Consider the following 20,664-nt stretch of genomic DNA (forward strand, 5'->3'; position numbering starts at 1 on the left):
ATTTTTCAATAAATGTTATAATAATAATGACATTTTAGGAGGTAATAAAGTGACTGAGAAACTAAGAATACTTATTATTACTGCACCATATGGAAATGGTCATTTTGCTGTAGCAAATGGGTTAATTGATGAATTTAAAAAGTATGATAATATAGAATACAGCCTATATGACTTATATACAGAAGATTATCCAGCAACAACAAAATTTGTTAAGAAGTTTTATTTTAGTACCTATAAGAAAGGACTACAACAACAAGCGTATCGTTTCTTTTATTATGGTTCAGATAAATTATTAGATTTAAAAATTGCGAAACCTTATTTAAGATTTGGGATTAAGAAATTGGTTAAAAAAATTGAAGAAACTAAACCACATATTATTTTAAATACTTTTCCTGTTAACTGTACTTACAATTTAATAGATGAAGGAATTAATATTCCTGTCTATACAGTTATAACAGATTATTTTGCTAATTCAAATTGGATTAGTAAACATACACGTCTCCATTTTTTAGCGGTTAATAGTGTTTCAATGCAACTTAAGCAGCGAGGAATTAAGGATCATCAATATTCTGTTACAGGTATTCCAATAAAACCAATATTTTATAAAGAATACAGTGATGAAGAAATCCGAAATTTAAAAAAGAAGTTTAATATAGATGAAAACAAAAAGGTGATTTTATTAGTCGCAGGTGCTCACGGGGTTGTACCGAATGTTAATAAAATTGTTAATGACATTACTAGTGAAGATAATGTTCAATTAATCGTAGTGTGTGGTAAAAATCTTAGATTATATTATCGATTAAATCGTAGATTTTTTAAACACAAAAATTTAGTACTCTTTCAATTTGTTGATAACATGCATGAATTAATGCGAATTTCTGATCTTATGATTACTAAACCAGGTGGTATTACTATGACAGAAGCAGCTAATATCGGGATTCCTGTCATTTTATATCGCCCTGTATATGGACAAGAATTAGAAAATGCGATTTTCTTTAGTAGTAAACGCGCAGCAACAATTGCTTTACAAGAAGATGAATTGATATATAAAGCATTAACGATATTAAACGATGATGAATTACTAAATGATATGAAAAATAATATTAAAAAGATCGCAATTAAAAATTCAGCATTACTGATTATTGATCGTTTGATTAAAGATTATCAATTATTTTTAGAGGAAGAAAATGATAATTAGTCAAATAAAAAAAAACAAAAATAATTCATATGAACTAACGATTTCAGATGAGGACAAAGAACATCATATTCAATTATCTGAAGATTTAATTATTAAACATCATTTATATTTTAATAAAGAAATTAATAAAGAAGAATTTAAGTTTATTAAAACGTTAACTAATTATTCAAAAATATATGCTAAAACGTTGAACTATATTGCGTTTAAAATGCGTACAGAAGAAGAAGTTGTGACATATTTAAAAAAGCATGATTGCAGTGAACCGTATTTGACAGAAATTATTCAAAAATTAAAAAGATTAAATTATATTAATGATCAATTATTTAGTGACCTATATGTTAAAAATCAATTTGAGATGAATAAAAAAGGTCCACAATTAATTAAAAATGAATTATTAAAGAAACAAATTAAAGAAGAATTAATTAAAAAGAGTTTACAATACATTTCAAAGGATATGATTAATGATAATATTATCCATCTCATCTGTTCTTATGATAAATTAAATAAAAGTAAATCTATAAATAAATTAAAAGCCTCTATTTTACGTAGTTTGCTTTTAAAAGGATATGATTATGATATTGTTTCTTTTCAATTAAATAAATATCCATTTACGGATAATAATAATGATGAACTATTACTAAAAAAAGAAACGATAAAAATGTTTAAGAAATATCAAAAAAAGTATGAAGGTTATGAACTTAAAAATCGAGTCATTAAAACATTACTTAGTAAAGGCTTTTTATACGAAGATATTTTAAATGTACTTGCTTCAATTAATACGGAGGAATAGGTTTATGATAAATCAACCCACTGATTTTGTATCGTATTTGTTTCATAAAGGTGAATTAAAAGAAGCCTTTAAACATTTTGGTAGTCATTTAGTTTTTGATGAAGAAAAAAATGTCATTGGTGCATCTTTTTGTGTGTATGCACCACATGCGAAAGAGGTTAGTGTCATTGGTGATTTTAATAATTGGGATTATTCTGTAAATCCAATGAAAAAAATTTCTGAGGGTGGTATTTGGTATAGTTATATATCAGGTATCATGGAATATACGAGTTATAAATATGAGATAGTGACCTGGGAAAATAATCATTTACAAAAAGCAGATCCGTTTGCCTATCATCATGAAACAAGACCAAAAACAGCCAGTAAAGTATATCCTATTGATGGTTATAAGTGGAATGATGAAGACTATTTAGAAAAACAAAAAAGTATTAATTTGTATGAAAGTCCTATTTCAATCTATGAGTTTCATTTTGGTACATGGAAGAAAAAAGATAATAATATAAATTACTCTTATGTAGAAATGGTTGATGAAGTAATTCCTTATATCTTAGAACAAGGGTTTACTCATATTGAACTATTACCTTTGGTTGAGCATCCTTATGATGGTTCTTGGGGATATCAAGGAACAGGATATTATGCAGCTACTAGTCGATATGGTACGCCTAAAGATTTAATGTATTTTATTGACCGTTGCCATCAAGCAGGAATAGGTGTTATTTTAGATTTTGTTCCAGGACATTTTTGTCGAGATGCTCATGGTTTATATATGTTTGATGGTGAACCCACCTATGAGTATCCATTTGATGATGTCAGAGAAAATGTTGTATGGGGAACTGCTAATTTTGACTTAGGGAAAAACGAAGTAAGAAGTTTTTTGATTTCAAGTGTATTATTTTGGATGAAGTATTATCATTTAGATGGATTTAGAATGGATGCTATCGCTAATATCATTTATTGGTTAGGCGATAAAAGCCGAGGTTATAATTATAAAGCACTTGAATTTATTCGCTTAATGAATACAGCTGTATTTGAATATTATCCAAATGCTCTGATGATTGCTGAAGATTCAACTGATTTTCCGATGGTAACAAAACCTGTTTATATGGGTGGGTTAGGGTTTAATTATAAATGGAATATGGGTTGGATGAATGATGTATTAGAATATTTTGAAGAAGATTCATTGTTTAGAAAATATTTGCATAATAATATTACCTTTGGGCTTGTTTATGCATTTTCAGAGAATTTTATTTTACCATTTTCACATGATGAGGTTGTTCATGGAAAACGATCTCTCCTTAATAAAATGCCCGGTGATTACTGGCAAAAATTTGCTAATTTCAGGTTAATCATTGGATTTTTGATGACTCATCCTGGAAAAAAATTAATGTTCATGGGTGGAGAATTTGCTCATATGACTGAATGGAAAGATAAGGAACAACTTGATTGGAATTTATATCAATTCCCATCCCATGATTCTGCTAACTATTTCGTACGTGATATGATCAATTTATATAAATCTGAAAAAGCACTTTATGAAACAGATCATTTAGAACAAAGTTTTTTATGGATAGATGCTAATAATTCGGATCAAAGTATTTTTTCTTATGTAAGAAAAAGTAAGGATAATGAAGAAGTATTAATCATTATTATGAACTGTACACCACTTGTCTATCATGAGTATAAATTAGGGGTTCCTTATGAAGGGGTTTATCAAGAAATTGTTAATAGTGATAGAGATTATTACGGTGGTTCTAACCAATATAATGGAGAATTAATTCATACTACCGCAGAAAAAATGCATGGATTTGAACAACAGATTAAATTATTAATTCCTCCATTAGGGATATCAATATTAAAATTAGTCAATAAATAGATAATGAATAAAAGGTGGGAAAACTTTATGGTTTGACCCACTTTTTTTTATGAAAGGATGATCACTTTTGCATAAAGAGGTTGTTGCTATTTTACTTGCTGGAGGAAAAGGGTCTAGGTTAAAAGAATTAACCGATACCCATCCTAAACCAGCACTTCATTTTGGTGGTAAATATCGCATCATTGATTTTGCTTTAAGTAACTGTACAAATAGTGGTATTGATACAATTGGGATCATTACGCAATACGAACCAATTGAATTAACCTCTTATATTGGGAGTGGTAGTGCTTGGGATTTAGATGTTTTAAATGGTGGGGTTACTGTATTACCACCTTATACCTCTAAACAGCAGGGTTTTTATTGGCAAAAAGGAACAGCTCACGCGGTATATCAACATTTAAACTATTTAGATTTATATCAACCTAAGTATGTACTTATCTTATCAAGTGACCATGTTTATAAAATGGATTATAGTGAAATAATCGCATATCATATCGAAAAAAAAGCTGATCTAACCATCTCATCAGTGAAGGTTAATCATGAAGATGCGAAGCGTTTTGGTATTTTAACAATCAATGAAAACAACAAAGTCACTTCTTTTGAAGAAAAACCAGACAATCCCACATCTTTCCTTGCTTCTCAAGGAATATATGTGTTCAATTATCAAATATTAAAATCATTATTATATGATATGAGTTACCAATCAACTGCTGAGATAGATTTTGCCAAACATATTATTCCACATATGATAAAGCATTTTAATGTATATACATATTTATTCAATGGATATTGGCAAGATATTGGAACAATTTATTCCTTATGGAAAGCAAATATGGATTTGATTGATGATCCCCACTTGATTGAACTTGGCGATAATAAATGGCGAATTTTTTCTAATACAATTCATCTGCCAGGACATCATGTATATAAAAATGCAAAAATAAAAAACTCTCTTATAAGTGAAGGAAGTATTATTTATGGGAATGTTTATCATTCTGTACTATCTCACTCTGTAATAATAGGCGAAAATAGTACGATTGACAATACAGTAATTATGCCAAGGGTCAGAATAGGAGAAAATTGTTTAATTAAAAATGCGATTGTGAAAATGAATGTAAAAATCCCTAATAAAACGCACTTAGTTTATGATTCAGTTAAGATAATCTCTGAAGAGGTGATATCATGATTCCAAAAATGTTAGGAGTTATTGATGCTACTGTTTTTTATAAAGATTTACATAAACTCTTTATTCATCGATTACCAAGTGCCATTCAATTTGGTGGTCGTTACCGACTGATAGATTTTAGTTTATCTAATTTTAAAAACTCTGGAATCCGTAATGTAGCTATCTATCCAAATGGAAATTATCGTTCTTTGACTGACCATGTTTCATCAGGTAAAGTTTGGGATTTAGACCGGAAAAGAGATGGACTTTTTATCTTACCTCCTAAACGAATTATTGACCAAAGTGAAGAGATGATTTCATTTGCTCGTATGAAGGAACATATGGAATACTTTTTGCGAAGTAAACAAGATTATGTCGTTTTAACTAGTGGCGTTCTTGTTTGGAATATAAATTTTACAATCCCATTAAAAAATCATATTGATACCCAAGCAGATATTACTGAAATAAAAGTAAAAAATCAAAGAGTGAATACTTTTATATTAAAAAAAGCTTATTTAATTCAATTAATATTACAACATGAATATTTAGGATTTAAAAATTTAATTGAAGTTATTCAGTTTGCCCATAACATAAAGGTAAACGATTATGAACATCAAGGTTACACAAAGATGATTAAAAGTATACAAGACTTGTATGAGAGTCATATGGATATGCTAAATTTTGATATTGGAAAATCAATATTTAAAGAAGAAGAACCGATGTTATCCAAAACAAAAGATTCACCCCCTACTTTTTATAAAGATAAAGCAAAAGTTAAGAATACGATTGTTGCAAATGGGGCAAACATTAATGGTTATATAGAAAACAGCATTATTTCTCGTGATGTATTCATTGAAGAAGGCGTTAGTATTAATCACTCTATTATCATGCAGCAATCTAAGATATTAGCTAACGCGATTTTAGATTACTGTATAATAGATAAAAATACGATTATTGGCGAAAATGTTGTATTAAAGGGATCTAAGGAAAATCCTGTGATAGTTGAAAAAGAAGAAAAAATCATAACCAAATCAAAAATGAAGATATTTCATGTGGCAACAGAATGTGCACCATTTATAAAAACAGGTGGGTTGGCTGATGTTTTAGCAGCACTCCCTAAAAGTCAACGTGATTTAGGGATTGAAATCAGTGTATGTATTCCACTTTATCAACAAATTAAAAACAATTATCAAAAACAACTCCATCTTGAATATACTATTTTAATTGATGATCAAAACTGTTTAGTTTATTCTCTTAATCGTGAAGGGGTACGATATTATTTTATTAAAATAGAAGATTATTTTGAACAAAAAAAAATATACGGAAATGATAATGATCTTGTAAGGTATTATTATCTGAATAAATGTGTCCTTCAGTTAATAGAAAAATTTGAATATCCGCCTGATATTATTCATATTCATGACTATCATGTCTGTTTAATTCCTATTTTGATAAGGCACATATATAAGCAATATAATAGACCTAAGACATGTTTAACAATTCATAATATAAAGTATCAAGGAATCTATTATAATGAAAAATTTATAAATAAATACTTGAAAGATATCACAAGTGACGATTCAATTAATTTCTTAAAACTTGGATTATCATATACAGATATCATTACAACCGTCTCACCTACTTATAGTAAAGAATTACAATATGAATTCTTTAGTGAAAATTTACAGGATATAATAATCAAAAGGAAAAATGATTTATACGGTATATTAAATGGTTTAGATGATAATGTATTTCACCCAAAAACAGATATTTCTATTGCTTTAAATTATGACATAAACTCGATTGATAAGAAAAAAGAAAACAAACGATACTTACAACAACATTCAAATCTGACAGTTGACGAACACATTCCGATAATTGGGATGGTAACTAGACTTGTTGAACAAAAAGGGATAGATTTAGTTTTATCGATATTTGATAAATTAATGGAAACTGAGAAGGTACAATTCGTTTTACTTGGGACAGGTAATACGGTCTATGAAACAGAATTTAAATATTTTGAGAAAAAATATCCGAAACGTGTTAAAGCAAATATTGGTTATGATGCTTTTAATCCAAATCAAATTTATGCAGGTGCTGATCTTTTTTTAATGCCATCTAAGTTTGAACCATGTGGAATTTCACAAATGATTGCACTTAAGTATGGAACTATTCCAATTGTTAGGGAAACAGGTGGATTAAAAGACACGGTGTTTGCCTATAATGAGTTCACTAAAAACGGAAATGGTTTTACATTTACAAATTATAATGCGCAAGATATGTTACATACTATAAAAAGAGCAATCACTTTTTATAATCAGAAAAATGATTGGAATGAAATTGTAAAAAGTGCTATGAATTATGATTTTAATTATCATAAAACAGCCATGAAGTATTATCGTTTATATGAAATATTATTAAAATAAAATATAGAGGTGAACCTATGCCAACAGGAATTTTTAGAACTAAAAAAGTATTTACAGAAACTTATATAAAACGTATTGAAAATATGTATGGAAAAAGATATAATGAAACATCGATTCATCAAAAATATTATGCCTTAGCTACATTAGTACGTGAGCATGTAAGTAAAAATTGGATAGAATCAAAAGAAACGGTTATTAAAAACAAACAAAAACAAGTTTATTATTTCTCAATGGAATTTTTAATGGGGCGATTATTAACCAATAATTTAATTAATTTAGGCGTTCGCAATATTATTAACTCTTCATTTGCTGATATGAATTTAGATTTAAAGGAAATTGAAGATGTTGAAAGTGATGCTGGATTAGGAAATGGTGGTTTAGGTCGACTAGCTGCTTGTTTTTTAGATTCACTGGCTTCATTAAGTTATCCTGGTCATGGAAATTGTATACGATATCGTTATGGCTTTTTTAATCAAAAGATAATCAATGGTTATCAAGTTGAAATACCTGATCAGTGGTTACAAAGAGGGTATGTCTGGGAAGTTAGAAAATCTAATGAAAGTACAAATGTTCCTTTTTATGGATATATTAGAATGGAAAATGTGGATGGAAAACTACAATTCATTCATGAAAACTCGATTTGTGTAAAAGCAGTTCCCTATGATGTACCAATTGCTGGATTCGATACTAAAACAGTAAATAATTTAACTCTATGGTCAGCTGAACCTTGTGAACAATATCCAGAAGGAATTAATCCTGCTGATTATGAACGAGAAGTACGACAAATCTCTGAATTTTTATATCCAGATGATTCAACTGATGAAGGAAAAATATTACGATTAAAGCAACAATATTTCTTTGTCGCTGCTGGGTTAAGAAGAATTATCACTCAACATAAATCACTCTATCATACAATGGATAATTTCCATGAGAAAATTACACTACACATTAATGATACGCATCCTGCGCTTATCGTTCCAGAATTAATGCGTATTTTAATTGATGAAGAAGGATTTGATTGGGATAGTGCATGGGATATTACAACACATACTTGTGCGTATACAAATCATACTATTTTATCTGAAGCATTAGAAAAATGGCCCGTTCGATTATTTCAACCATTATTACCTAGAATTTATATGATTGTTGAAGAAATGAATCGTCGTTTATGTTTAACATTAATCAATAGATATGGTGATAATCATCCTAAAATAACTGATTTAGCAATTATCAGTCATGATTTAGTTCATATGGCGCATATTGCGATTGTTGGTTCATTTAGTGTGAATGGAGTTGCTGAATTACATACTAAAATTTTGAAGGATATTGAAATGAAAGACTTCAATGAATTATATCCACATAAATTTAATAATAAAACTAATGGTATTACACACAGAAGATGGGTCTATCAAGCTAATCCTGAATTAACCGCATTTTTAAATAAATATTGTGGAAAAGAATGGGTCAAAGAACCTGAATTGTTAAAAAATTTACTCCCCTTTGTAAATGATGAAAAAGTAAAAAAAGCGTTATATAAAATAAAACAAGCGCGTAAAAAAGCTTTAGCAAGTAAAATAGAAAAAACACAAAACATTAAATTAGATGTGAATTCTATCTTTGATATCCAAGTCAAACGTCTTCATGAATATAAAAGACAATTAATGAATGTTCTACATATTATGTATTTATATAACCGTCTCAAAAATGATCAGTCGTTTTATGACAATTTTTACCCACAATCATATATCTTTGGTGCTAAAGCTGCAAGTAGTTACTATTTAGCTAAAAAGGTAATTAAATTAATTAACTCTGTTAGTGAAATTGTCAATAATGATGAACTTGTTAATGAAAAAATGAAAGTAGTTTTTGTTGAAAATTATAATGTTTCTTACGCAGAGGATATTATGCCAGCAGCTAATTTATCTGAACAAATATCGACAGCTTCTAAAGAAGCATCGGGGACTGGAAATATGAAATTTATGATGAATGGTGCTTTAACAATAGGAACACTAGACGGGGCTAATATTGAGATATCTGAACTAACAGGAATAGATAATGAGTTTATATTTGGACTGACTGCTGATGAAGTTAACGAATTATATGAAGCAAAAACATATGACCCATGGGATATTTATCATCAAGATTTACATCTACAAGAAGTTCTAGATCAATTAGTTAATGGTTTCTTTAATGATGTTCAAGAAGATGAATTCAAAGATATTTATGACAATTTATTGTATCGTGGTGATCAATACTTTGTTTTGAAAGATTTTGATAGTTATAGAAGAGCACAAGAAAAAGCAAATCAAACCTATAAGAATCAAGATAAATGGTTAGAGATGGCTTTAATTAATATTGCTAAATCAGGTTATTTTTCAAGTGACCGAACAATAGAACAGTACGTTAATGAGATTTGGCATCTTGAAAAAAATATGTTTGATCAATAATATAATAAAAACGGGGTTTCCCCGTTTTTTAAAGTGATGACTCGGAGGTTTACATGAATCATTTATTTAATGCATACTTAGACGATTTTAATAAAGTTACGATTATACTTCCTAAAAATTATTTTCAAGGTAGAAGTCGATCTTTTATATTAATACATGAGAATGAAGAAATTGATTTATTTATTGAACAAGTTATTGATATAGGTGATTATAATAAGTATATATGTTTATTACCTACATTTGTAGAATTAGGAGTTTTATACTTTGTTAAAGATGAGTATGGTAATCAAACTGTGTTACAATCTGGTGCAATTGTTAGAAGTAGTCGTTTTGATACTTTATACTATTATGAGAAGAAAGATTTGGGGGTTACCTATCGAAAAGAAGCATCTACTTTTAAATTATGGGCTCCTACTGCGACAAAAGTATCTTTAATTATAAAAAGTGATGAACAAGAATACTTATATCCAATGAGAAGATGTAAAAAAGGAATATATGAAGTAATCATTAAAGGTGATTTAGATGGAAAGTTATATCGTTATTTGGTTACGAATAATAATAGAGAAAGAGAAATTATTGATGTATATGGAATTAGCTCTAATGCGAATTTACAATATAGTGCCATCATAAATCCTGAAAAATTGATTGATATAAAACCACTCAGTCAACCAATTAAAGAACCAACCGATGCCATCATTTATGAAATGAATATTCGTGATTTTTCAATTGATAAAAATAACGGAGTTAAATATAAGGGTAAATATTTAGGGTTAACTGAAAAAAATACAAAATCAACTAATAATAATCCAACGGGATTAGATTATTTAATTAATTTAGGGATTACTCATGTTCAAATTCTTCCATTTTTTGATTTCGGTGGCGTTGATGAACTAGATCCTGATAAAATGTATAACTGGGGATATAATCCAGAACAGTATAATACACCTGAGGGAAGTTATAGTTTATATCCAAATGATGTTTATTCTCGGTTAAATGAATTACGACAGATGATTAACGTTTTACATGAATATAATATTGGCGTTATTATGGATGTTGTCTATAATCATGTACATAATATGAACACTTTTCCATTTGATCATATGATACCAGGGTACTTTTTTCGTTATAACCAATATGGCATGCCAACTAATGGATCAGGCTGTGGCAATGATTTAGCGACTGAACGAGAGATGGTAAGAAAATTTATTATTGATTCAGTTAAATATTGGGCAAAAACTTATCAATTAGATGGATTTCGCTTTGATTTAATGGGCTTAATTGATATTGAGACAATGAATCGAATAAGACGAGAATTGAATGATATTAATCCTGGTTTTTTACTTTATGGTGAAGGTTGGAATTTGAATACCGCTCTTCCAAATGAGCTTAAATCGACTTTAACCAATGCTTATAAACTCCCAGGAATTTATTTCTTTAATGATCAATATCGTGATTTCATTAAAGGAAATACATTTGTGATTAATGATTTAGGTTATCCATTTGGTCATTTCGAATACTTAGAATCTGTTAAACAAATGTTAGCTGGAAGTGTTGGTTATGAGAAACAAAAAACACATATGTTTTTTGAACCCTATCAAACCATTAACTATATAGAATGCCATGATAATTTCACAATGTATGATAAAATCAAACTAGCTAAAGCATTTGAACCAAAAGAAAAGAGAATCAAAAGACAAAGGTTAGCCACTAGTATGTTATTACTATCACAAGGTATTCCCATGATTCATAGTGGTCAAGAATTTTACCGTACAAAGTATGGAGTAGAAAATAGTTATAACTCGCCTGATAAAATAAATATGATTAATTGGAAACGAATGGATGACCATATTCAGGACGTACATTATATCCAAGAATTGATTAAGGTTAGAAAAAGTCATCAGGCTTTTCATTTTAATTCAGCAGCAAAAATAAAAAAGCATCTCACTTTTCTTGAAAGTGATCAAGGCGTTATTATTATATTACTTCATAATGTAAAACAATATGGTTGTTTTAATGATATTCAAATTATCTTTAATTGTACAGAAGAGGATTTTGCTTATAGATTTGATGATGATTATAAACTACTTTTTGATGAAAAAGCTTATCTATTAGGTAAAGATATTCCTAACTATTTAATTATAAAAGCATTAAGTGTTATGATAATAGGAAAATAAAAAAAATCTTTCGAACATTTTCGAAAGATTTTTTTATATTAATTAATATCCCAAGAAACTGTAAAAGTTCCTCCATGATTATCAGCATATACTTTTACTTTATAAGATCCTTTTTTATCGATTGTCACTTCTGAATCATCTTCTATCATAGTAATTACTTTATCATTTAAAAGAAGTTTTGCTTTAATCGTCCCTTTCTTAGTTGTTTCTCTAAAATGAAAATGAATGACATCTCCTTCTTCTAATTTAACCGTTTTAAAGTAATTACCATCAAATGTTTTATAAGAACCTTGAATAGAATTTGAAGTAGTATCAAGGTTTCCAACAGTTATTTTATAGCTCCCACCAGAACAACCACTAATAATAAGTAATGAGATCATTAACATAAATGTCATTACCAATTTTTTCATATGCATACCTCCAGTATTTATTGTTATTGTTTTTAGTTCAAACTCATGTTTAAATATTAAAAATTATTTAATTTCCCAAGATACCTTAAAACTTCCACTATGATTATCTGCGATTACTGTTACTTCATAAGTTCCTGTTGTGTCAATTGTTACTTCACATTTATCTTGAATAGTTGAAATCAATTGGTCTTGAAAATATATTTCAGAAAGTATTGTTCCTTTATTTGTAGTTGATTCAAAATGAAATTGAACAATATCTCCTTCTTCTAATTTAATATTTTTATGGTAATCACCATCAAATGTTTTATAAGACCCTTCAATGTAATGTGAAGTTGCGCTAACATTTCCTCTTTCTATATAGTAACTATTATTAGAGCAACCACTAATAAACAGTAAAAAGAAGATCATGATAAATGATAAAAATACTTTTTTCATATATACCTCCTAATCTATATAGTAATTATAAATTTTTTTGAAACAAATGTCTATAAAATAAAAAAAATAATGGAAAAATATGGATTATTTGATAACTAATATAAGAAAGAAAGATAAAAACATCATCTAATAGAGATTAGGTGATGTTTTTTTAAATGATTATTAATTATCTTCAGGATTATATGTTTTTTGAAGTGTATTGATATTTTCATAGATTGATTGAATTTCAGGATCATTAAAATGGATGTTATTTAAATCACGTAATTCAGCAAGTATTTTATTTTCATAATCAGCCTGTTGCTTCTCTTTTTTTATACTTTGTTTGAAAGTCTCTCTATATGTTTTATAACTTTCAAAATTAGTGATTTTTGATTGAGTATATCTTTCATTAATATTAATATCAACATCATCTAAATCAGCGATATATTGTTTATAAGTTGCTAGTTCAAATACTTTAGCATTACTACTAGTTACATAAATAACACGGAACCCATGCTTTATTCCACTATATCGTTTTATGCATGATTCGATAGGAACTAATGTGAAGGGGGTACCCCCTCAAGGGTACGATCAGCGATTTCTTTAGCTGCATTTTCAAATTCATCCATGATATGATTAGGACTAAAGAATCCTAAATCACCACTATTTTTTTCAGCACTTGGGTCTTGACTATACATTTTTGCTAATGCTTCGAAAGCACTCTTATATTGAGAAGCTTTAATTTCATCTAACCCTGCAAAAGGTAACTCATCGTTTGTAGGATCTTCAGGATCATAATAGATATAACAAGTATCCTCAGTTATTCCATCTCTGAATTCTCCATTATCTGTACAACCATTAATAACTTGTTTACCTTTTTCAAGCGCTAACGCTTTTGAGGCTTCATCCTCTGGTTCAAATGTGAATAAGATATGATTTGCTTTAACACTAAACCATTCTTGATAAGCTTCGTAGATTTCTTCTTCTGTTATAACGCTAACACCTTTATAATCGTTATACCCAAACATATAACGTTCGATTAATTCTGGTGCTGCCAAGATATCAGCTAATTGTTGATCACTGAATGCACCAAACTGAAGGGCAATAAAGTCAGACCAACTATAAGGTGATGGTTGTTGTAAAAATTGTGTTTTATAAACTTTAATTTGGCTCATAAACTCATCTTTTTCAGATTCAGATAACCGAATATCTTTAATTGATTTTAATGCTTCAGTATTAATGTTATCTAATAATAATTGTATCGCATATTTTGTTTTCATTAAATCATATATATCATCAGTATAAACATATTTAGTTTTACCATCAATAATATGTGATGCTAAGATATGTTCACCATTTTTGATTTTTAATAATTTTTCTTCTATTTTAAATTTATCATCAAAATTTTCTTTATATTGTTTAGCTAAATCTTTATCAAAAATTCTTAAACTAATTGTGTTATGTAAGTCTTCAATTTCATTTGTAATATAACTACTTGTTAATTTATTTTCAACCAATTTATCTAAAATGTATTGATTAAATTCTTCAGATTGTCTAAAGTTTTCAATATATTTTGGTTGACTTACTTTATATACAAAATAGTAAGTTCTGTCATTGTGAATATATTTTGGTGCTTTATTATAATCTCCAATACCAAACGATTCACCACTTATTGTATCATTAAAGATGAAATCCTGTAAGTCTGAAGTTTCTAAATAATCTGTATAAACCACTCGATCATATTCACAGATAAATGGTTCTGTGATAAATGGAGGTTCTTCTACAGTTGTCACTTTATCATTTTTGTGTTGTTTTGCATTTTCATCTTTAAAAAATTGTAGAATATTGTTTTCTTGAGTCAACTTGTCTTTAATCTCATCAGCTTCATAGATACTATCATATTTTAAGGTAATAATACATAAATCTTCATGATAAGCATCTTTAGTTTTTTGTATAGCGTGGGTCTTTGATTCTTCATCAATTATTTCATTTCTTGCTACTTCTTTTGCATAAGCTTTTTGTAAGAAACTGAGTAAATAGAAATCTTTTATTTTTTCTTCAGCATCAGGGTCATCTTTTGATGAAATAACACCTTGGTATACCATACCTTGATAGAAAGTTTCTTCACCTTTTATTTTTTTGTCTTCTGAAATTTTATCCTCAAGTGCTTCTGTATCTACTTTATCTTTATAATCAGCGAGTAGATCTCTATCAACCTTGTCCATTAAAACAAGTAAACCATAATTTTTTTTCATCATTTCATATAAATCACCTTTAGTAATATCCAGTTTATTAAAATCTAATACTGTATCACTAGAATGTGTTACTTTAGGTTGTGACTTAATGGAAAAAGAGATTTTTGGAAAACAGCCACTTATAAACAGTAGAAAGATGATCATGATGAATGGTAAAAATATTTTTTTCATAAATATACCTCCTAATTTGACTATAGGTTTATTATAATTCTTTTGTTATATTTTGTCTACAAAGTAATTTTTTTTGATTTAATTTATTTTTAAAAGTAATGAGATTTAGTATTTGATAATTTGTTTAGATTATACTATACTATATAGAGGTATTAGTAATCGGAGGTTTAAAATGGATAATAAAAAAAATATATTACATCGTTTAAGTATTATAGAAGGGCAAATCAGAGGTATAAAAAAGATGATTGAAGAAGATCAACAATGCAAAGCAATTGTGACACAAGTCACTGCTGCTAAGTCAGCCTTTGAAAATACTTTAGCGTTAATTTTGACACAAAATCTAGAATCTTGTTTAGCAGAACGATTGAAAAATAATAAGAATGTAGATTCAGCCATTAAAGAAGCAATCGTCATGATTACAAAAACAATTTAAGATGTGATTACATGAAATTTCATATTATTGGTGTTCCAGAAAAAAATATACGGATTGCTTTACTAAAATTACTGAAAGCTTTTGAACCTCATCATGAAATTGTGTCTGATAAGTTTGATTATATGGTATATATCGCTACAATTATTTATGAAAAAGAAGTGAAGGTTTTTCTAAAATGTGATAATGTAATTATAGAACGTACAACAGAAATCATAAGTAATGTAGCTTATGATAAGAAATATTTAATTTTGGTTGTATTTTATCAACTACTTGTTAAATTGACTAATAAAAAGTTAAGTTATGGTGTATTAACGGGAATTAGACCAACAAAACTAGTTCATCATTATAAAAAAAGTTTCTCTGATGAAATTGTTCTTTCGATTTTACAAAATAAATATCTTATATCTCATGAAAAGGCAAAATTACTTCTTACTGTTGTCAATAACCAATATCATATGATTAAAGATTTTGAGGCTTTAACTAAGGATGTTAGTGTTTATATTAATATTCCTTTTTGTTTATCAAGATGTAGCTATTGTTCTTTTACATCCTATCCAAGTGATTACAAAAAGGTAACACGACAAGAATATTTAAAAACATTATTTAAAGAAATTGAAGAAATTGGTCATTTTTTACGGATGAAGAAGATCAATATTACTACGATATATATTGGTGGAGGAACACCAACCGTTCTAAATGACGAGGAATTATATGATTTACTTTACAAAATAGAGTCATCTTTAGTAGATGATTTAGTTTTGGAATATACTTTAGAATGTGGTAGACCTGATACGATAACGAAGTCTAAATTAGAAATAATAAATCAATTTTCTGTTTCAAGGATTAGTATTAATCCACAAACATTTAATGAAAATACTTTATTTGCGATTAATAGAAAACATACTATAAAAGATATACTAGATAATTATAAACAAGCAAGAGCATTAGGAATGGAAAATATCAACATGGATTTAATTATTGGACTCCCAAATGAGAATTTAGATGATTATATAAATTCAATTGATCAAACCATTCAATTATTACCTGAATCAATTACCATTCATTATTTAGCAAGAAAAAAAGGGTCTAAATTATATAATGAAGAAATAAATAATCATACAGACGATTATTTTAAATTGTTTGCATATGCGTATGAGATACTTAAAAGAGAAAATTATAATCCATATTATTTATATCGTCAAAAAAATATTTCTGGTAATTTAGAAAATATAGGGTATTGTCAAAAAGGATATGAAAGTTTATATAATATTTTAATGATTGAAGAAGCCCAGACTATTATTGGCTTAGGATGTGCCTCATCAAGTAAATTTTTAAATCATAAAATAATATTAAATCCTAAAGATTTAATTAGTTATATAAAAAGTCATGAAATATACTTAAATAAAAAGATTAAAGGCTTAGAAGAAACATTATTGAAAGTGGAGGAAAATAATTATGAGTGATTTGTTTAATTTGGATGATAAAAAAAAGATATGTGACGTTAAGAATAATGAAAAGATTTCAATATATGCGAAAATTGAAAATCTTAACGTTCAACAAGCAGTTAATCAAACCCATTTCTTAAGTTTGATGTTAATAGATGAAACTGGATATATATACGCTAAAAAATGGAATATCAAAGAAGAAGAAAAGAAGCTATTTAAAACTGGACAACTTGTTTTTATTACAGGTATTGGCAATGAATACAATAACAAAACACAATTAATCATTGATGAAATGCGTTTAATTGATGAAAATGATAAGATTAATATAAATGAGTTTTATCTATCATCGCCTATTTCAAAAGAGAAATTAAGAATTAACATCACTTCCTATATTGAAATGATTAATAATAAAAATTTAAAGCCGATAACTTCAACGCTTTATTATAAATATGAAAACCAATATTTAGTTTTTCCTGCTGCTTCAAAAAACCATCATGCTTATATTTCGGGACTTGCTCATCATGTTTCAACCATGCTAGATCTCGCAAAATCAATTGCAATGTCCTATCCTAACATTAATTTAGATTTACTTTATTCAGGGATTATACTACATGATATTGGGAAAGTGATAGAATTATCTGACTACTTAGCACCAGAGTATACAACCGTAGGAAAATTGATTGGGCATATTAATATTTGTTTTGAAGAGATTCGAGTAATCGCAAATGATTTAAATATTAAGGGTGAGGAAGTTATGCTTTTACAACATATGATCTTATCCCATCATGGTTTATTAGAGTATGGTTCTCCTAAACGTCCACTAATTTTAGAAGCAGAAGTACTTCATCTAATTGATATGATTGATTCAAGAATGAACATGATAGATTCTGAATTAGAAGAGATAAACAATAGTGATTTTACTAAAAGAATTTATGCCCTTGATGGACGTTCATTTTATAAACATAATTTATCATAAAAACAATTAACGCAAGATAAATCATAATGATTTTCTTGCGTTTTTATGTAAAAAAACATCTTCCAAGTTAAATTGGGAGATGTTTTTAAAAGTATTTAATTATTGTTCATCTTCAGGATCAAAAGCTTTTTGAAGTGTATTGATATTTTCATAGATTGCTTGAATTTCAGGATCGTTAAATTGAATATTTTTTAAATCACGTAATTCAGCAAGGATTCTATTTTCATTCTCAGGCTTTTGCTTTTCTTCTTTTATTGATTGTTCTAAAGTCTCTCTAAATGCTTTATAAGCATTAAATTTAGTAATTTGTGATTGAGTATATTCCTCATTAATATTAACATCAACATCATCTAAATCAGCGATATATTTTTCATATGTTGCTTGTTCATCTTCATCTATAGAAGCTTTATCTTTACTTCCAGTTACATAAATAACATGGAATCCATGAGTATCTCCATCAGGTCGTTCAATGGTAGACTCAACAGGAATTAATGTGAATGGTACGCCACCCTCTTCGATGCGGTTAGCGATTTCTTTAGCAGCATTTTCAAACTCCTCAACCATTTGGCCTGGACCAAAGTATCCTAATTCACCACTGTTTTTTTCAGCACTTGGGTCTTGACTATATTCTTTCGCTAATGCTTTAAATGCACTCTTATATTGAGAAGCTTTAATTTCATCTAACCCTGCAAATGGTAACTCTTCGTTTGTAGGATCTTCAGGATCATAAAAGATATAACAAGTATCTTCAGTTATTCCATCTCTATATTCCCCATTATCTGTACAACCATTAATAACTTGTTTACCTTTTTCAAGCGCTAATGCTTTTGACTCTTCATCTTCTGGGTCAAATGTGAATAAGATATGACTTGCTTCAATACTAAACCATTCTTTGTAAGCTTCGTTAATTTCTTCTTCTGTTATAACGCTAACACCTTTATGATCTTTATATCCAAACATATAACGTTCGATTAATTCTGGTGCTGCCAAGATATCAGCTAATTGTTGTTCACTGAATGCACCAAACTGAAGGGCAATGAAGTCAGACCAACTATAAGGTGATGGTTGGCTTAAATATTTTGTTTTATAATCTTTAATTTGACTCATAAACTCATCTTTTTCAGATTTAGATAACCGAATATCTTTAATTGATTTTAATGCTTCATTATTAATTTTATCTAATAATAACTGTATTGAATATTTTGTTTTCATTAAATTATATAAATCATCAGCTTTAACATATTTAGTTTCACCATCTATTTTATAAGATGCTAAGATCTGTTCACCATTTTTGATTTTTAATAATTTTAAATCCGTTTTAAATTTATCATCAAAATTTGCTTTATATTGTTTAGCTATCTCTGTATCATAAATTTTTAAATTAATTGTATCACGTAAGTCTTTAATTTCATTTGAAATATAAGTACCAGTTAATTTATTTTCAACTAATTTATCTAAAATATATTGTTTAAATTCTTCAGATTCTCTAAAGTTTTCAATATATTTTGGTTGACTTACTTTATATACAAAATAGTAAGTTTTGTCATTAGGAATATATTTTGGTGCTCTATTATAATCTCCAATACCAAACGATTCACCGCTTATTGTATCATTAAAGACGAAATTACGGAAGGCTGAAGTATTAGAATAATTTGTATAAACAACACGATCATATTCACAGTTAAATGGTTCTGTGATAAATGGAGGTTCTTCTACAGTTGTTTCATCATCAGTATCTATATCATTTTCATGTTGTTTTGCATATTCATCTTTAAAAAATTGTAGTATATTGCTTTCTTGAGTCAATTTGTCTTTAATCGCATCTGCTTCATTTTTACTATCATATTTTAAGGTAATAATACATAAATCTTCATGATAAGCATCTTTAGCTTCTTTTATAGCGTGGGTCTTTGATTCTTCATCAATTATTTCATTTTCTGCTAATTCTTTTGCATAAGCTTTTTGTAAGAAACTAAGTATATAGAAATCTTTTATTTTTTCCTCAGCATCAGGGTCTTCTTTAGATGAAATAACACCTTGGTATACCATACCTTGATAAAAGTCTTCTTCACCTTTTGCTTTGTCTTCTGAAATTTTATCCTCAAGTGCTTCTGTATCTACTTTATCTTTATAATCAGCGAGTAGATCTCTATCAACCTTGTCCATTAAAACAAGTAAACCATAATTTTTTTTCATCATATCATATAATTCACCTTTAGTAATATCCAGTTTATTAAAATCTAATACTGTATCCTCTGAATCTGTTACTTTAGGTTGTGGTTTAGGTCTACTAACAATTGCGGCTACTATTACAACCACAGCTGCAATTAAAAATACAGGTAAACCTTTATAAAGAATTTGTTTCCAATTCATTTTTGACACTCCTTTTTCGTTTTGTATAACGTTTTTATAATATCATTTTTAGACAATTTAAACAATAGTTTTATAAAAAATATCATGACTTAATAAGCTATTATAACATAATTT

At 28.0% G+C, this 20,664-nt stretch carries 14 protein-coding genes; 10 read left to right on the forward strand and 4 right to left on the reverse strand.

What is annotated here, in order from left to right; translation table 11 throughout:
* Window positions 1–49 precede the first annotated feature (49 nt).
* From KHQ81_03070 to pulA, 7 genes are all read left to right on the forward strand, one after another.
* Complete coding sequence (locus KHQ81_03070) at window positions 50–1,198, forward strand: UDP-N-acetylglucosamine 2-epimerase (GenBank protein QVK18707.1); 1,149 nt, start codon at window positions 50–52, stop codon at window positions 1,196–1,198.
* A complete protein-coding gene (locus KHQ81_03075) occupies window positions 1,188–1,988 on the forward strand; it encodes a RecX family transcriptional regulator (protein QVK18708.1) in 801 nt (266 codons plus the stop codon). Before KHQ81_03070 ends, KHQ81_03075 begins: the two co-directional genes overlap by 11 nt.
* A 4-nt stretch (window positions 1,989–1,992) precedes the next feature.
* The gene (gene glgB, locus KHQ81_03080) at window positions 1,993–3,861 is read left to right on the forward strand and encodes a 1,4-alpha-glucan branching protein GlgB (GenBank protein QVK18709.1); all 1,869 of its coding nucleotides are present in this window, start codon (window positions 1,993–1,995) and stop codon (window positions 3,859–3,861) included.
* A gap of 67 nt (window positions 3,862–3,928) precedes the next feature.
* Window positions 3,929–5,047, forward strand: coding sequence for a glucose-1-phosphate adenylyltransferase (locus tag KHQ81_03085; GenBank protein QVK18710.1), 1,119 nt, complete (start codon window positions 3,929–3,931; stop codon window positions 5,045–5,047).
* On the forward strand, window positions 5,044–7,452 hold the full coding sequence (locus tag KHQ81_03090) for a glycogen/starch synthase (protein QVK18711.1): 2,409 nt from the start codon (window positions 5,044–5,046) through the stop codon (window positions 7,450–7,452). Before KHQ81_03085 ends, KHQ81_03090 begins: the two co-directional genes overlap by 4 nt.
* Window positions 7,453–7,469: 17 nt before the next feature.
* Entirely contained in the window at window positions 7,470–9,899 is a 2,430-nt protein-coding gene (locus tag KHQ81_03095; protein ID QVK18712.1) for a glycogen/starch/alpha-glucan phosphorylase, read from the forward strand.
* A gap of 53 nt (window positions 9,900–9,952) precedes the next feature.
* Window positions 9,953–12,073, forward strand: coding sequence for a type I pullulanase (pulA, locus tag KHQ81_03100; protein ID QVK18713.1), 2,121 nt, complete (start codon window positions 9,953–9,955; stop codon window positions 12,071–12,073).
* A gap of 38 nt (window positions 12,074–12,111) precedes the next feature.
* Here the strand turns inward: pulA and KHQ81_03105 are convergent, their stop codons facing one another.
* The 3 genes from KHQ81_03105 to KHQ81_03115 all read right to left on the reverse strand — a co-directional run bounded on the left by KHQ81_03105 (window position 12,112) and on the right by KHQ81_03115 (window position 15,323).
* The gene (locus KHQ81_03105) at window positions 12,112–12,483 is read right to left on the reverse strand and encodes a hypothetical protein (protein QVK18714.1); all 372 of its coding nucleotides are present in this window, start codon (window positions 12,481–12,483) and stop codon (window positions 12,112–12,114) included.
* A gap of 63 nt (window positions 12,484–12,546) precedes the next feature.
* Entirely contained in the window at window positions 12,547–12,918 is a 372-nt protein-coding gene (locus KHQ81_03110) for a hypothetical protein (GenBank protein QVK18715.1), read from the reverse strand.
* Between the two features lie 536 nt (window positions 12,919–13,454).
* The gene (locus tag KHQ81_03115) at window positions 13,455–15,323 is read right to left on the reverse strand and encodes a peptidylprolyl isomerase (protein ID QVK18716.1); all 1,869 of its coding nucleotides are present in this window, start codon (window positions 15,321–15,323) and stop codon (window positions 13,455–13,457) included.
* Window positions 15,324–15,495: 172 nt separating this feature from the next.
* Between KHQ81_03115 and KHQ81_03120 the strand changes: the two genes are divergently transcribed.
* Genes KHQ81_03120 through KHQ81_03130 form a run of 3 tightly spaced genes read left to right on the forward strand, consistent with a single transcriptional unit; the run spans window position 15,496 to window position 18,177 of the window.
* Entirely contained in the window at window positions 15,496–15,756 is a 261-nt protein-coding gene (locus KHQ81_03120) for a metal-sensitive transcriptional regulator (GenBank protein QVK18717.1), read from the forward strand.
* An 11-nt stretch (window positions 15,757–15,767) separates the two neighbouring features.
* Complete coding sequence (hemZ, locus tag KHQ81_03125) at window positions 15,768–17,219, forward strand: coproporphyrinogen dehydrogenase HemZ (GenBank protein ID QVK18718.1); 1,452 nt, start codon at window positions 15,768–15,770, stop codon at window positions 17,217–17,219.
* Window positions 17,212–18,177, forward strand: coding sequence for an HD domain-containing protein (locus KHQ81_03130; GenBank protein ID QVK18719.1), 966 nt, complete (start codon window positions 17,212–17,214; stop codon window positions 18,175–18,177). Before hemZ ends, KHQ81_03130 begins: the two co-directional genes overlap by 8 nt.
* A 99-nt stretch (window positions 18,178–18,276) precedes the next feature.
* Here KHQ81_03130 and KHQ81_03135 read toward each other — a convergent pair whose 3' ends face one another.
* Window positions 18,277–20,550, reverse strand: coding sequence for a peptidylprolyl isomerase (locus KHQ81_03135; protein ID QVK18720.1), 2,274 nt, complete (start codon window positions 20,548–20,550; stop codon window positions 18,277–18,279).
* Window positions 20,551–20,664: the final 114 nt, after the last annotated feature.

The sequence above is a fragment of the Mycoplasmatota bacterium genome (genome assembly GCA_018394295.1).
In the GTDB taxonomy this organism is placed as follows: Bacteria; Bacillota_I; Bacilli_A; order Haloplasmatales; family Haloplasmataceae; genus JAENYC01.